Source organism: Rhodocaloribacter sp. (assembly GCF_056451265.1).
This window is the reverse complement of record NZ_JBWOPL010000118.1, coordinates 13,637-29,060: the sequence shown is the minus strand read 5'-3', so window position 1 is coordinate 29,060 and position 15,424 is coordinate 13,637. Positions and strand designations below refer to the sequence as shown.

The window sequence follows — 15,424 nt, the reverse complement described above, 5'->3', positions numbered from 1 at the left end:
CCGCCACGGCCGGAACCAGGCGACGACTTCCCCACACGAGAACGCATCCTCTCCATGGCCGAGCATCAAATCGAGCATGGTGGTGCCGGATCTCCCTGGGCCACACACATTGATCAAGCTAGCCATTGTCGCCTTCCTTTCGTTGCAAAGACAGTTCGGAAGAAAGAAACTGCGCGACCTGATCGTTGATGTCTTTCCAGTCAAAAGCTTTCACGCGCTCTTTCGCGGCTTCCTCCATCGCACGGATGGTTCCCTGCTCCTTCATCGAGGCTACCCTCTCAAGCGCTTCCTTCAAGGAATCGACCGTATTCTCGATCAAAAACCCGCTCTTGCCGTCTTCAATCACTTCCCGGATAGCCGGTGTATTCGTGGCAATGACCACCTTACCCGCTGCCATATATTCGAATAGTTTGATGGGGTAGGAATACCTGAAATTGACGACCGAGGTGTCTAGCAGGCACAGACACACATCACTCTCTGCAATTTGGATCAGGCTATTCTCATGGCTGATTTTCCCCAGGTAATTCAGTTTATGCCTGCTCTGACCATTGTGCTTCTGAATAGCCTCCAGGGCGTCGTCTTCAGCCGCCCCCCATGCCCTGAAACAAAATCGTGCCTCCTCCTCCTCCAACGTTTGTAGAAGCGCCAGCACAAGGTCCATCCCCCGCTGCAAGGTAACCCACCCCGCATATCCTACCCGAAGCGGGCCTGCTGCAGGAGCGCCGGATTCAGCGGTGCGCTCCTCTGCCCCATTATTGAGAGACACCACCGTCCCGTTCGTGATTTTCAAGACGCTCAGCCCCGCACCTCGCGCCGGCAACTCCTGAAGCATTTCCTCGTGCAGTCCCAGAACCCAGACATCGGCGCGAGGCAGGCTATGCTCCAAAAATTTTCGATACAGCGAGGTGAACAAGGGGCCTTTTCGCATATTTCTGAACGCAAGCATGGGATCATCCCACAGGTCAACTACCCAACGAAATGAAAACAATCTTTTCGCAAGGTAGGAAGCGATAACTGCTCGCGGTTGGTTTGAAGAATATATCACGCGATGCCCCTCCTTCGACAATCTCTGAAGCAGTCGCACCGTCGAGGCGACAAAGCCCCATCCTGTACGGACCTTGAAACTCGCTTCGGCTCTCTTCTCCAACGCCCCGGGAATGTCGCCATCCGTGACAATGATCAAATCAAAGTGTCGACTTAACATCAGTGCGCGCTGATACTGAGTCGAATTGATCACGTTTTTTATTCCGCCCGTCTTGATATATATAACTTCTCCCAAAACCTCACGCCTATTCATAAAGGTTAAATATATAATACTTATCGAAAACAATTTCACATCGCCTGACCTTCCATCAAGAATATTAGATTTGATTTAAAATAAACCTATCCTGATTCACAGGTGACATTTTTGTTGCAATTCCCTTTTGCACAGCGGCCCAATATTTCACATAGTTCAAATCCACACTATGCACCAGGGCAAATATTGCCATCTCAAAAGTAAGAACAGTCCAGTTCAGACTACTTATATACAATTGATAACTCACAAGACCAAAGCCCAATATGATTACCCATAAAAACACTCCCATAAAATATAATTTCGTATTTTTTAAGGCATTCCTTATTTGCAACGCCTTACGCAGTGTGGATACATAAAAAATCACAAAAAGCAAGAATGCGAAAACACCTCCCTCAACAAGCAAGTTAAAAAAGAGATTATGTATTCCCGACGCACTTTCCGTCATATCTTTCCATTTTACGATTTCCCCCATGCCTATCTGATAATCAAAAAGGGCCGGGTAGTAGGCGCCCAACCCTGTTCCTATCAACATTACTTTAGGGATTTGCAAAAGCTTCCAGCCCTGTTCGACGAGATGTATCCTGTTCATTCCTCCCGTCTCCGTGCGTGCTTCCAGAGCCTGCACAGCGGTAAACTGCCCCAGGGGCAAGAACGTGAACACCCCGATAATCACAAGCATTAAGATCATCATAAATTTAACAAACGAGACAGCCTTGCTCTCATTATACAATCCCAACCTCATATAGATAAGCAGCACATTCACCACTAGAAAGAACATGACTCCCCCGCGAGCCAGCGTCGCTATCACCAGCGCTGCTTCTAACAAGAGAAAGATTCCAATCAAAAAGATGGTCCGGGGCGTCATCTCTTCCTTGAACAGCAACCTCGCGTTCACCAACGTTCCGAACAGAACTATCCACTGCACATAAATCAAGGGATTAAAGGCCGTCCCACTGATGCGCGGTACGTCGCCAAAACCTTCGAGGAAGAAAAGATCATTGGCGTCTCTATCGTTACCAAAGTAATTGGCTATCACGCCAAAGGCAGGATCAATAAAAACCTGTATGGCTCCCAGAATTCCAAGAAAGACCGCAAACCATTTCCACCATTTGTAGAGATCATTAATTCCCAACTGTTTGTTCTCCAGGAGCACTCGGAGCACAAAATAGAAAAACGCCATCCGATACCAGACCAGTACTTTCTCTATCGTATTTTCCGGGTGTACCGAAAAGAACCCGAAGACGGTAACCAGCAGAACAAACAATAACAGAGTTTTATCTGCTGTATTCCAGGTAAAAACAATTTGCCGCTCGGTTGTTATCATTGCCGCAAAGAAAAACGCGAGCGGCGCCAGAGCGACATCGATCGTATAAAGGGGAATGATGCCGATCTTCCCGCCGAGTGGCAAGAGGGCTGCGACGAAACATCCCATAACCAGATATCTCAGTGTAGACCAAAGCATTGGATCAAGCTCCTTTCAGGTTTCACGTACCCAGCCTTGCGTACGTTTGTCTAGCATTCGCTTCGACCTTTCTCTGCCAGCATCTTCTTTCTTGCTTCACAAGCGAATACCCACATTCTCGTTCATGAACGCAACCGATCCAGTTGCGTTTTCAGGGCGCGAAACGCCGACGGGGACAAACAGGTTGGGTTGATCGATAGTTTTCGAAACACGTGATACCCCATAACTCCATTCGAAAGAACGGTTACGATCATCGTGGCCAGAGCGGCTCCTTTGATTCCCCAGATCGGGATCAGGATCATGTTCAGCATCACGTCTGCGAGCGCAAAGATAATCAAGACCTTGGATAGATACTTTTGCTGACCCGTCATGGCGAGAATCCATCCCACCGGGCCGGCAAGCGCGCTGCCCATCCGTGCCGCGAGAAGAATCCATAGCGCGCTCCAGGAAGCCAGGTATGCTTCCCCGAAGAGTTGCAGGGCAAAGCGCCCGAAGAACAAGAACCCCGACACAACAAGCACGCTAAACCCGGCCGCTCCCAAAGCCGTCAACGACACCGTCTTTTGCAGCGCCGCGCGATCGCCCTGCGCATGATACGATGAAATCATCGGCGCGGCAATCGTGTTGGCGGCAACGAGTCCAAAGGCTGCGATCGTTGTAAGCTGAACCGCCGCATTATAAAGCCCGACCTCAGACACATCCAAGTAATAGCCCAACATCACAACGTCGATCCTTCCCATAACCACCTGCATCGATGCCACCAGGAGATAAGGTAAGGATTCCATAAAGAGCGTGCGCGTATGATATTCCGGAGACGCCTTCTTGACCGCCGGCGGCAAAGCTCGCAAGAGCAACCATGACCCCAGGGCAAACGCTCCCCCCACCGCCATCAGTCGCGCGATCAACGCATATTCAGGGCCTGATTTTCCTCCGAGGTGGAAAAAAAAAAGGACCCCGAGCATGGACACGGGGACCAGAATATTCTCCGGAAAACGCGCCGCCACAATCCGGCGAAGTGCCCGCAAGGCCTCTTGACGCAATCCCGTCATCACGAGGAGCGGCACGAGCAGCAGCCCTATTTGCCACGACCGCCTCAACGCAGGCTCCATCCCATCGCCAAAGAAGTAAAGAACCACTTCTCCCGCTACCAGAATGAGGAGGCTGCTCCCGAGCGCAATTCGGTTCGAGCCCGTGAGCACGCCGCGCAGGCGGTCCCAGGCGCCCTCCGTAAACATCGCCGCCACATACCGGAGCACGACCGTGTCCAGACCTAACTTGCCGAGGATCACCAGCATGCTAACGGATGCAAGCACCAGCGCGTAGATCCCATATCCCTCTACGGTCAACCATCGAGCCAGAACCACCTGAACGATAAAGTTGAGCCCGCGAGCCGACCCGTTGAGCACGAAAGCCGCACTCGCACCCGTCACGAAGGTCTTGACCAGTCCTTTTCCACGCTTCTTCTCCCGCTCGTTCTCATTTTGCATGGCAGAACAGCAATGAACGGGGAGAAAAAAACCTGGAGCAGGAAGACCGGAGAAGCGGATTCAGATCTTTCTCAAGCAACACCGGATTCCGCCTTAGACGCCTCATTCCAGACTACGCGGGGCATGATCATGTCGACGTCGATGAGGTCTTTGTACTTCCTCACCTGCTCGAGCATCTCGGCGAGCACCTCGTCGGTCATGTAATGCGGTTCCAGGCCCAGTTCGAGCAAGCCGGAGTGGTCCGGGTTGTAGTAATGCTCTTCGGGCTCTTTCCGGGGGTTGGGAATCGACTTCGCCTCCACGTCCAGCCCCAGCTGACGGCCCACCCGCACCATCCGGTCGGCCAGCTCGTTCACCGAGAAGGTTTCCGTGAACTGGTTGAGCACGCGCAGTTCGCCCCGGTCCACGGGGTTGTTCATGGCCAGGTCGACGCACTGGAGCGTGTCGTTGAGGTTCAGATACCCGCGCACCTGCCCGCCCTTGCCGTAGACCGTCAGCGGCACGCCGGCGACGGCCTGCACGAGGAAGCGGTTGACGAGCGTGCCGAAGATGTCGTCATAGTGGAAATTCGGCAGCAGGCGTTCGTCGAGGTCGGACTCGGGCGTCGAGAGGCCGTAGACGGGGCCTTGCATGAGGTCGGTGACGCGCAGGCCGAAGGTGCGCACGTAGAACCAGAGCAGGTCGGTGTCGAGCACTTTGGTGGTGTGATACAGGCTGCCGGCCTGCCGGGGGAAGAGGAACGTGCCCTTGCGTCCCCGGTGCTCGATCTCGATCCATCCTTCCGGGATGTCCACGTTCGGCGCGCCGTATTCGCCCATCGTGCCGAGCTTGATGATGTGGCAATCGGGGGCGTGTTCGAGCACCGCCCAGATGACGTTGAACGTCGCGTTGAGGTTGTTGTTGAGCGTCTTGTGCGCCTCGTCGTATCCGATCATCGAATACGGCGCGGACGGCTGCTCGGCGTAGTGGACGACGGCCTCGGGCCGGAACTCCTCGAAGAGCCGTTGCATGAAGCGGTAGTCCGTGCAGTCGGCGATCTCCACCCGGATCTTATGCCCCGAGATCGCCTCGAACAGTTCCGCGCGTTTATGCAGGTTCGGGTTCGGCATCAACGCCTCGGACGACGTCTGCCGGGCGATCAGACGCCTGAGATAGTTGTCCACGACCACGACGTCGTGTCCGCGCGCGGCGAAGTGCATGGCCGTCGGCCATCCGAGATAGCCGTCGCCTCCGAGAATGATTACACGCATGCTTGTGCCTCCTCCATTTCCGTCAAAAGATTGTGCTCGATGAGATAAGCCCGCAGGTCCTCTTTCGTCATGGCGGGCACTACGGACGAATTATACGCTTTCACGAGCCCCTGCCCGTCCATGCCGGGATAGACGTACTCGATGTCCTCGTAGACCGACTTGAAGGCGGGCAAGGCCACGTAGTAGTCGGGCAGTTCGATGGTGCGCCGGATCTCTTCCTCGTTGACCAGCTCCTCGTACAGCTTTTCCCCGGGCTTGCTGCCGATGACCGCGATCTCGACCTCGTCCGGCGCGAAGCCGTGGGCGGGAGCGAGCACTTCGATCATCACCTCGGCGAGGTCGACGATGCGGACGACCGGCATCTTGGTGACGAAGACCTCGCCGCCCCGGGCCATGAAGACGGACTCCATCACGAGGCGCACCGCCTGTTCGAGCGTCATGATGAAGCGCGTCATGCGGCGATCGGTGAGCGTGACGGGGCCGCCCCGGGCGATCTGTTGTTTGAAGAGCGGGATCACCGAGCCGCGCGAGCCGAGCACGTTGCCGAAGCGCGTGGAGGCGAAGATCGGGCCTTTGCCCCGCTTGCACGCGTTGGCCGCCGTCATCAGGCGCTCGCCCATCAGCTTCGACGTGCCCATCACGTTGGTCGGGTTCACGGCTTTGTCGGACGAGGTGAAGACCACCCGCTCGACGCCGCATCGCGTGGCGGCTTCGACGACGTTCTGCGTGCCGAGGATGTTCGTCTGGATGGCGTCGCCGGGCGAGTGCTCGCAGAGGATGACGTGCTTGAGCGCCGCCGAGTGGAGGATGATGTCGATGCCGTCTGCGCGTTTGACGAGCCCGTCGCGGTCGCGCACGTCGCAGAGGTAGAGGTTGATGTGGCCGCAGTCCCGAAACTCTTCACCGAGAAAGAAAAGCTCGCTTTCGTTGTTGTCGATGCCCACGATTTCGAGGGGATCTTTCTGCACGAGCTGCCGGAGCAGTTCCCGCCCGACGGTGCCGCATACACCGGTGATGAGGACGCGTTTGTTTTTCCAGGGGGTCTGTGTCATACGTTAACTACCTGTGCTTGTGGATGCATTCATCAGTACGGCGCTTGCCCGGAACGGCGGCGAAAGAACCAGGCGAGGACGTAAAAAAATTGACGGGCGTGATACCAGGCGATGCGCCTGGGTTTGTCGACGTGACGCAGCCGTATGGGCGTTTCGGTAATCCGCCCTCCGAGGGAAAGTACTTCTAAGGAGAAGACTCCGCAAATGCAAGCCCCTTTTAATTTGAGCCTGCGGGCCAGTTCGGTGCGCAACGCCCGGAAGCCGGTTCCGGAGTCGCCGACGGGTCCTTTGAGGCGCGCAAGGCGGGTCAGGAGCGCTTCGGAGGGCCGGACGATCCGCTCGCGCCGGCCCTGCACCATGTCGGCCCTTCCCTCGGCGATGGGGCGAACGAGGTCGGGGATGCGCTCGACCGGCATCTCGCCGTCGGCGTCGACCGTGACGACGACGGCGCCCCGGGCCTCGGCAAACCCGCGTTTGATCGCAGCGAGGTAGCCCTGGTTCTTCGCCTGCCGGAGCACACGCGCCCCGGCCTGGGCGGCCTCCCGCGCCGTCGCGTCCGTACTCCCGTCGTCGATCACGAGCACTTCGTCCACGTACGGCCTCACGGCTTCGACGGCGGCGGCGATGCGACCGCTCTCGTTATAGGCAGGCATGACGGCGCTCACGGCGAGGGGCTCCATGACCCGGTTCGTTTTAAGGGTAATCCGTTGGTGCGATCGAAGGTCGAGGGATGTTTCCGTTCACAGGCTTTACTCAAAGGTGTGGAGGAAAACGTCGGGCCGGTGGACGCGGGCGAACTGGTCGATCAGTTCGCCGAGGCCTTCTCGGAGCGTATGCCGGGGCCGCCATCCGAGCGTTCGGATGGCCGTCCCGTCGATCTCGAGGTTCAGATGCGTCCGGATGTCCTGTTCGGTGAAGTGCACGGACGTCTCGGGATGGATCAGCACGACGTCTTCGGCGAGTTCGAGGATGGACCGGCTTTCGCCGACGACGTTGAGCGTCCGGCCTTCGGTCTGGTCGTCGTGAGCCAGGCAGAAGCGCACGGCGGCGCTTGCGTCCCGCACGTGGACGAAGGACCGGCGTTGCTTGCCGTCGCCGTAGACGGTGACCTTTCGACGCGTGCCGGCCATGTAGGCGAAGCGGTTGGCCACGGCGTCGAACCGCATCACGGGGGCGTGTCCGAAGAGGGTGGCGAGGCGGAGGCACGTGGGCCGCAGCCCCCGCTCCGCCGCCGAGGCCAGGGCCTCTTCCGCCTGCCGTTTCGACTGGGCATAGGCGCCCTGCGGGCGGCAGGCATCGGCTTCGGTGAACGGGCCGCCGGGGCCGTAGACCGCTGCGCTGCCGGCATAGACGAAGCGCCGCACGCCCTGCTCCAGGCACGTCTCCGCGAGCGTGACCGTCCCCCAGTGGTTCACCTGCTGCACCCAGCGCGGCTGGTCGAAGCTCATCGGCGTGCGCACCACCGCCGCCAGATGCACCACGGCGTCAACGCCGCGAAGGGCGAGCTTCAACGTGGCGCGGTCGAGCACGTCGCCCTCGATGAACTCGAAGCGTCCCCGCTCCGGCAGATCCATCAGCGCGCGGTAGCCCTCGTTCTGCATGTTGTCCAGGATGCGGACCCGCGTTTCGAAGCGCGGATCGGCGGCGAGGTCGCGGATCAACCGGGACCCGAGGTAGCCGCACCCGCCCGTTATGAGCACCGTACGCACGTCAGACGCCATCTTTTTCGCCTCCCGAGGTCGTTTTCACCGATCGTTTTCCCGTCAGATGCAGGCCGCACTCCGTCTTTTGCCGTCCCGTCCACCTTCCGTCCCGCTCGCCCGCGCCGTCCGCTACCGGTTGGGTGCACGGCGCGCATCCGATGCTGAGGTAGCCTTTTTTCAGGAGGGGATGCTCCGGCAGCCGGTGTTCGTGAAGGTACCGCCACACGTCGCGCCGCGACCATCCGGCGAGGGGGCAGACCTTCACCCGCCCCTCCGGCCCGAGGCTCACGAGGGGCGTCGCCGCGCGGTGCAGGGTCTGATCCCGGCGGATGCCGCTGATCCACGCCCGCATGCTCTTCATGGCGCGCTCGAGCGGCTCCACCTTGTTGATGAAACAGCACAGGTCGGGGTCGCGACGGTAGAGGTCTCCGTGGCGGCGGCGAAACGCTTCGTGCCCGTCTTCCGGCGTGAGGGCCACCACGTTCAGGCCGAAGCGTTCGCGCAGCCGGTCGCGGAAGGCGAGGGTCTCGGGGAAATGGAAGCCGGTGTCGAGAAAAAAGACCGGCATCTCGGGCGCGACCCGGGCGATCATGTGCAGGAGGGGCACGCTCTGGGTCTGAAACGAAGACGTGGCGGCAAGCTCCGGTCCGAACGTTCGCCAGGCCCATCCGAGGATCGTCTCCGGCGAGGCGCCTTCGAAGCGCAGGTTCAGAGCCGGTATATCGAGTGCGGAGGCGTCCATCAATCAGCCCCTCTCCTCACATGGAAACGAAACGGTCCCGGCGTGCCCGAAGGCGATCAGGCCTCGGATTCGGATTCGGACTCGGACGGGGCCGAACGGTAATAGCTCCCGTACTTATTTCCGTATCCGTACTTGTAATATTTGTACTTGTACTTGTACCCGTGGGCCATCGAAGCGTCGAACCCGTTGAGCAGGTTGCCGATGACCACGGCGCCGACGTTCTTCAGCGCGTCCATGCTTTGTTCGAGCTCGTACGTCTCGACGCGCCCGGCCGCCGTCACCACGATGGTGGCGTCGCACTGGGTGGCGAGCAGCACCGGGTCGGTGGCCACCATCACCGGCGGCGTGTCGAAGATGATCATGTCGAAGTGTTGCCGGAGCTGCGCAATGAGTTCGCGCATCCGGCGGGAGCCGAGCAGCTCGGACGGGTTCGGCGTGATCGCACCGGCGGGGATGATGTACAGATCGTCGATGCCGGTGGCGAAGCGCTCGATGTCGATCTCACCGTGCTCGAAGAGCAGCTCGACGAGCCCCGGATGCCGGTTGAGGCCGAACACCTTGTGCGCGCGCGGGCGCCGGAGGTCGGCGTCGATGAGGAGCGTCTTTCGCCCGGACTGCGCCATGACGACGGCCAGGTTGCACGCCGTGACGGTCTTGCCTTCCCCCGCGCCGGCGCTCGTCAGCAGGAGCGTCTGCACGATGGTGTCGGGACGGCTGAAATGGATGTTCGTCCGAACCTGCCGGTAGGCCTCGACGATGGGCGACATCGGCGTGAGCAACGAGACCAGGCTCGTGCTGATTTTTCGTCCATCGAGCGTGATCGTCTCTTTTCCGGAGAAGTCCTCCTTGATGATCTGGTCCATCTTCGGGATGAGGCCGAGGACCGTGTAGCCCATCTCGCGCAGGTCTTCGGGCCGGTAGATGCGCCGGTCGAGCTTGATCCGCGCCATCGCCAGCCCGATGCCGAACATCAGGCCGAGGACGATCGCCATGGCGAGGGTGCGCATCTTCTTCGGGCGCACCGGAAACGTCGGCACCAGCGCGCGCCGGATGATGTCGACGTAGCCCAGTTCGGACTCTTCCGCCACCCGCGCTTCCTGAAGCTTTTCGACGATGAACAGGTACATCCGCTCGGTCGATTGCTGGGCGCGCTGGAGCTGCGCCAGCTGAATAGACTGCGCGGGCAGGTTGCGGAGCTTGGCGCTGTATTCGTTCAGCCGCTGGTCGAGCACCTGCACTTTGGTCTCCAGCCCCGTCAGCGCGATGCGGTCATCCACGATCTGGCGATTCAGCCGGGCGATGTATTCGAGGCCGCTGCCGTCTTTCGACATATCGACGCCGCCCAGCGCCATCACTTCGCTCACATACTGTTTCGAGAGCCGATCGATCTTACCGCGGAGTTGCGCGATTTCCTCGTTGATGAGTTGCAGCTGTTCGTTCGGCGGGCCGTTCCGCAATTCCGGGTTTTTAAGGTAAATGCGGTCGCGTTCCACTTCGCGCTCGGCCAGGCGACTTTGCGCCAGTTCGAGTTCCTTCTCCACGCCGGAGGCCACGCGCTGGGCCATGCGCGGCTCGATCCGGGCCAGTTCTTCTTCGAGGGAAGAGAGCGAGGCCCGCTTCATCTGAAGCTCGACGCGCGCCTCGTCGCGCATCGCTTCGAGCTGGGCGATCTGCGACACGGTCCCCTCCGCCTCCTGATCGAGCGCCACGGCGCCCTCGCTGCTCATGTACGCGCGCACCCGGTCTTCGAGCGCGGCCAGGTCGGCGGAGAGTTTCGCCTCCTGTTCCTGCAAAAACTTGCGCGAGGCGGCCACGCGCGCCCGGCTCGTCTCTTGCGTCCGACGCCGGAACTCCTCCGTGTACAGGTTCGCCAGGAGCGCCGCCTCCCCGGGCACGGTGCTCGTCGCCGTCACGCGCACGACGTCCACGTCTTCGCCTTCCTGCGCCACGTGGATGCGCATCTGTACGAGCGCCGCCACATCCTCTTTCGTGAGCGGTTCCATACCCTCGGGTGTCTGGAGGATCGTCAGCGGCTCGCCCGTCTCGGGCACCGTCCCCAGCTCCATCAACTCCTCGGCCACACGCTCGGCCATGGGAAGCGACTGCTGAAGCACGACCATTTCATTGGCAATCTCACGATTCTGCCCCCACCACGACGACGTGCCGCCGCCAAAGCCGAGCACCGAACTCAGATCCGAGGACCCTTTCGAGTTGATGTGCACGAGGCTGTACGCCTCATACTCGGGAGCCACCGTATAGGTATAAGCCGCCGCGAGGGCCACCACCAACACGAAGACCGACAGGATGATCCACTTGCCGCGATAGAGGATGTCGAGCAACTCGCGGAACTGATCCTTGCTGTTTTTCACCGAATGATAGTATCCGGCAGGTTCCCGCATGAACGGGTCCGCGAGCGGCGGCACGGGACCCTGACCAGGTGAGGGAAGAGGAGCGTCCATCCTGGGGGTTTGCATCGGCATCTGGTAATGGTGACGTGAGTGCTTCAAGAAGGGCCTTTTGCCCTCCGGCTCCGGAGAAGCAGAAGGCGCGGCATAAAATATTATCTTATCAAACTAAGGTACCACACGGTCGGTTGCCAGTCAACGCTTTGCGAAGGATGCGCCGCCTCGTGTGCAGACGACTCGTGACGAAACGTCAACGTAGGTCCGATCCTTTCGAGACGCATGGCGTAATAGCCGCGATTGTGTGGAGATCGTGCCACCGAATGTGTGGAGATCGTGCCACCGAACACCGACCCCAACAACCTGAAACGCTTCCCATGAAGAATCCGCTTTTCCCCGCTTTCCCGGAAGACGCCTCGCTCTGGATCTACGTTGCGGACCGGCCGCTTTCTCCCGACGAACAGAGCCGTCTGCTCGAACGCCTGCAACCCTTTTTCGCGCAATGGACCGCCCACGGGCATCGCGTTCGGGGTGAGGCGCTGATTCTTCACGACCGCTTTCTCCTCGTGGCGGGCTTCGTTCCCGACGGCGAGCTCTCCGGGTGCGGGATCGACGCCTCGATTCAAACGGTCAAGGAGGCCTTTGCGGCGCTCTCGATTGGCTTTCTCTCCACGCTCGAGGTGCTTTTCCGCGACGCCGACGGCGTCATCAGGAGCCTTCCGCGACCGGCCTTCCGCGAGCGCGTCCGCTCGGGCGCGGTGACGGCGGCCACGACCGTCTTCGACCCGAGCATCACGTCGGTGCAAGCGCTGCGGGAGGGCAGCTTCGAGAAACCGGCCGGCCGGTCCTGGCACGCGAAGGTCTTTCGCATCCCGGCGCCCGTCGCGTGAGCGACGTCGCAGAGGCGCGCTAGACGGTCGTTCGGGGCTCTTCCGGCAGCGGCTTCGTCCACGTCGCGGGCACGTTGAGCCGGACGGCCTGGCGGATCGACGGCACGGTGAGCACGAGATGGGTCTGCCCCCGGTGCGAGACGACTTCGCCCTTCAGCCCCCGCAACGGCCCTTCCTCGATAACCACGCGCGTGCCCTCCTTCGGCATGGGGAACGTAAGCGGTTCGAGACGCCCCGGGTCGTTCTGCGTGATCCGGAGGTTCTCGATCTCCTCCGGAGGGACCTCGGCGAGCGCGCCGCCGAACGACACGCACCGCACGATGCCCGACGTCTGGAGCACCTGAAGCCGCTCCCGTTCGTCCACGTGGGCGAAGACATAGTTCGGAAAGAGCGGAACGACGACTTTCTTCTTCCGATCCTTCCATTGCCGGATGGCGACCCGGGTGGGCAAAAACACCTCGATCCCCTGCTCCTCCAGCCGCGAGGCGCTCTTCTTCTCCGCCCTCGGCGCGGTATAGAACACCCGCCAGAGGCTTTTCCGCCGGGGCGTCATGACCACCTCTCCCATACGCGCGTTCTCCCTCCGCGTGATCGATAAAGGACCCGCTCCCATCCGTTGAACCTCACCGGCAAAGCTCCGCCACGTCGGTTACGGAAACGTCTTTTTCACGCATCCGTCGCCGGCGAAGGCAGAGTGATGATTGCTTTCTATTCGGCTCCGCTCAACGGGACCGAAACGTGAGCGCCATAACGGCAATAGAAGCGATGTGTCTGATAATAGGACGTTTCTTTTTCTCTCACAAGCCTTGATCAGTTGTTCACGCAGCCCGGGATGACGGCGGCCCCGCCTGAGGCCCCCCTCACGCTGCTTAAAGCGCCGGATTCCAGGCCCTTGCTCCGACGGTCAAACGCGCGCACCGAAACGAAAACGGAAACACCACTGCGGCTCGGTCGTGCTAGGTATCGAAATTGCCGGGTCGGCGAAAAACCGCTCTTCGCACCCGGCGGCAAAAACGGTTGTGCCTCATGAAAATCCGCGCGTCTCGCATGCTCTTTCTCCTCGTCCTGCTCGGGACGACGGTTGCCGGTGAGGCTTCGGCCCAATATTACATCAACCAGCCGGCGCTGAAAGAGATTCTTCAACCGTGCGCCGCGAACCTCGACGCGATACCCGAGGTCCACTACGAATACTACGTGCTGTACAGCAGCCGGAAGAACAACGTGCTGGCGCGGAACACGCTCTACAAGGTCCTCGGCGACGGCGACCTCGACCTAGGGCAAAAGCGGGCGCGCCTGGTCGAGTTGCTCAATCGCAAGCTCATCGCCTTCATGCACATCGGCGACACGCTCGTCGTTCCCGACCGTTTCGACCTCAATTTCTGCGCGTACAGCCCGTTTCCCCATTTCTACGCCGGCGGCAAGGATTTCGACAAGCTCTTCATCATCGACAAAAAAATTCAGGCGTGGGCGGCGTATGAATTCGGCAAGCTCGTCCGGTGGGGCATCGTGAGCACGGGAGCCGAGACCTCCCCGACGCCGAACGGACGGTACAATTTCAACTGGAAGGCGGAGTATCGCATCTCGTCGCTGAGTCCGCCCGGAGAGCCGTGGGAGATGTACTGGGTGTTCAACTTTTTCGAAGAGCGGGGCATCCACATTCACCAGTATGCCATGCCCACGGGCGGCCCGCAGAGTCACGGATGCGTCCGGCTCGTCGAGGACGACGCGAAGTGGATCTATGACTGGGCCGACCCGTGGGAGACCACGAAGGGCCACGGTGTCGGCTCCACGCAGGGCAAGATTCTCAAGCAGGGCACGACCGTCCTCGTCATCGGTCAGGAGACGTACGGCCATCCGACGCCGTTCGAGCACCGGGCGCGCTATCCGGTGCTTCGCAGGGTCGAGCTTCCCGCGCACCCGTACGACGTGCCGCCCGGCTCACCCCAGCAGGAACGCTTCGACCGGATGCGCGGCATCGGCGACTGAGCCCGTTTCCGCCCGGCCGACGGAGGCGGCCTCCGGTCGTCAGTGGATGACGCGAAGGAGACGGTCCGTGCGGGGTTTTTTACGCGCCTGATCCCACGAGAAATAGATCAGGACCGCCTTCCCGACGAGGTGATCCTCCGGCACGAAGCCCCACACCCGGCTGTCCTGGGAGTTGTCGCGGTTGTCGCCCATGACGAAGAAGTAGTTCTGTTCGACGACGTACCGGCGGGTCCGCTTGCCGTCGATCTCGAAGACATCGTCGTCGATGCGGCGGGCGTCGTGGCCTTCGTAGCGGCGGATGATGGGCAGGTAGGCCGACCAGTTGGCGGCGGTGAGGGTGAGGGTGTCGCCCCGGGCGGGGACGTAGAGCGGGCCGTAGAAGTCGGGGCCGAAGCCGCTGCCGGGCGGGAACGTCCGCACACGGAGCCCGGCGTGGGGCGGCAGCACGTACGGCGCGACGGAGGCGACGGCGTCCCATGAAGCCACCTCCTCGGCCAGCGCGCGCGTGGCTTCCACGGCGATGCGCTCGGACGCGCCCCGACCCGGCCGCCCGGCGAGCACCTCGCCCCCGCGCGCCCGCAGCCGCTCGACCGGGAACGGCCGCCCCGGCTCTGCCTCGACGACCCACCTCTGCTGCATCTCGTCCCGCAACGGCATCTCCTGCCCGTTGATGTACGTCACCTTGTCGACGATCCTCAACGTGTCGCCCGGCAGCGCGATGAGCCGCTTCACATAATGCTGCTTCCGGTCGATGGGGCCGTCCTCGGCCGGATAGTTGAACACGATCACGTCGCCGCGACGGATCGTGGAGAAGCCCGGCAGGCGCAAATACGGCAGTTGCACCCCTTTCACATACCATTCGGTCAGGGGGACGCCGAGCGTGAACGGCAGACGCGGACCGTAGTGGAGCTTCGATACGAGCACGTAGTCTCCCACGAGCAGGGTCTTCTCCATCGAGGGCGAGGGGATGCGGAACGCCTGAAACGCGAACGTGCGGATGGTGAGCGCGGCCACGAGCGCCACGACAAACACGATCATCCAGTCACGCACCTGCCGCAGCCTCGCCCGCCCCGCCCCGGAGGCCTCCGGCTCCGTCACGGGAATCTCTCTACGGATCTGTCCTCGCTCGTCGTCCATCGCCATCGCACTCCGC

General features: G+C 60.7%; 13 protein-coding genes. 2 read left to right on the top strand and 11 right to left on the bottom strand.

From position 1 onward, the window contains the following. Nucleotides 1-118 precede the first annotated feature (118 nt). The 9 genes from AC1HIY_RS17245 to AC1HIY_RS17205 all read right to left on the bottom strand — a co-directional run bounded on the left by AC1HIY_RS17245 (nt 119) and on the right by AC1HIY_RS17205 (nt 11,467). The gene (locus tag AC1HIY_RS17245) at nt 119-1,237 is read right to left on the bottom strand and encodes a glycosyltransferase (RefSeq protein WP_479578038.1); all 1,119 of its coding nucleotides are present in this window, start codon (nt 1,235-1,237) and stop codon (nt 119-121) included. A gap of 124 nt (nt 1,238-1,361) precedes the next feature. Then, complete coding sequence (locus tag AC1HIY_RS17240) at nt 1,362-2,729, bottom strand: O-antigen ligase family protein (protein WP_479578037.1); 1,368 nt, start codon at nt 2,727-2,729, stop codon at nt 1,362-1,364. 152 nt (nt 2,730-2,881) lie between these two features. Continuing rightward, the gene (locus tag AC1HIY_RS17235; RefSeq protein ID WP_479578035.1) at nt 2,882-4,246 is read right to left on the bottom strand and encodes a flippase; all 1,365 of its coding nucleotides are present in this window, start codon (nt 4,244-4,246) and stop codon (nt 2,882-2,884) included. Nucleotides 4,247-4,317: 71 nt separating this feature from the next. Continuing rightward, nucleotides 4,318-5,496: an NAD-dependent epimerase/dehydratase family protein gene (locus tag AC1HIY_RS17230; protein ID WP_479578034.1), complete on the bottom strand. Its 1,179-nt coding sequence runs from the start codon at nt 5,494-5,496 to the stop codon at nt 4,318-4,320. Further along, a complete protein-coding gene (locus tag AC1HIY_RS17225; RefSeq protein ID WP_479578033.1) occupies nt 5,487-6,548 on the bottom strand; it encodes an SDR family NAD(P)-dependent oxidoreductase in 1,062 nt (353 codons plus the stop codon). Before AC1HIY_RS17225 ends, AC1HIY_RS17230 begins: the two co-directional genes overlap by 10 nt. Nucleotides 6,549-6,580: 32 nt before the next feature. Further along, the gene (locus tag AC1HIY_RS17220) at nt 6,581-7,228 is read right to left on the bottom strand and encodes a glycosyltransferase family 2 protein (protein ID WP_479578032.1); all 648 of its coding nucleotides are present in this window, start codon (nt 7,226-7,228) and stop codon (nt 6,581-6,583) included. 69 nt (nt 7,229-7,297) lie between these two features. Then, entirely contained in the window at nt 7,298-8,269 is a 972-nt protein-coding gene (locus AC1HIY_RS17215) for an NAD-dependent epimerase/dehydratase family protein (protein WP_479578031.1), read from the bottom strand. Next, a complete protein-coding gene (locus tag AC1HIY_RS17210) occupies nt 8,259-8,993 on the bottom strand; it encodes a phosphoadenylyl-sulfate reductase (protein ID WP_479578030.1) in 735 nt (244 codons plus the stop codon). Before AC1HIY_RS17210 ends, AC1HIY_RS17215 begins: the two co-directional genes overlap by 11 nt. A gap of 56 nt (nt 8,994-9,049) precedes the next feature. Next, nucleotides 9,050-11,467: a GumC family protein gene (locus tag AC1HIY_RS17205; protein ID WP_479578029.1), complete on the bottom strand. Its 2,418-nt coding sequence runs from the start codon at nt 11,465-11,467 to the stop codon at nt 9,050-9,052. Nucleotides 11,468-11,772: 305 nt separating this feature from the next. Between AC1HIY_RS17205 and AC1HIY_RS17200 the strand changes: the two genes are divergently transcribed. After that, the gene (locus AC1HIY_RS17200; protein WP_479578028.1) at nt 11,773-12,285 is read left to right on the top strand and encodes a hypothetical protein; all 513 of its coding nucleotides are present in this window, start codon (nt 11,773-11,775) and stop codon (nt 12,283-12,285) included. A 19-nt stretch (nt 12,286-12,304) separates the two neighbouring features. On the opposite strand, the gene AC1HIY_RS17195 is transcribed toward AC1HIY_RS17200, so the two are convergent. Beyond that, nucleotides 12,305-12,853, bottom strand: coding sequence for a UpxY family transcription antiterminator (locus AC1HIY_RS17195; protein ID WP_479578027.1), 549 nt, complete (start codon nt 12,851-12,853; stop codon nt 12,305-12,307). Between the two features lie 458 nt (nt 12,854-13,311). Here AC1HIY_RS17195 and AC1HIY_RS17190 point away from each other — a divergent pair, with 458 nt between their 5' ends. Next, nucleotides 13,312-14,271: a L,D-transpeptidase gene (locus tag AC1HIY_RS17190; protein ID WP_479578026.1), complete on the top strand. Its 960-nt coding sequence runs from the start codon at nt 13,312-13,314 to the stop codon at nt 14,269-14,271. Between the two features lie 39 nt (nt 14,272-14,310). On the opposite strand, the gene lepB is transcribed toward AC1HIY_RS17190, so the two are convergent. Then, the gene (gene lepB / locus AC1HIY_RS17185) at nt 14,311-15,408 is read right to left on the bottom strand and encodes a signal peptidase I (protein WP_479578025.1); all 1,098 of its coding nucleotides are present in this window, start codon (nt 15,406-15,408) and stop codon (nt 14,311-14,313) included. Between the last annotated feature and the right edge of the window lie 16 nt (nt 15,409-15,424).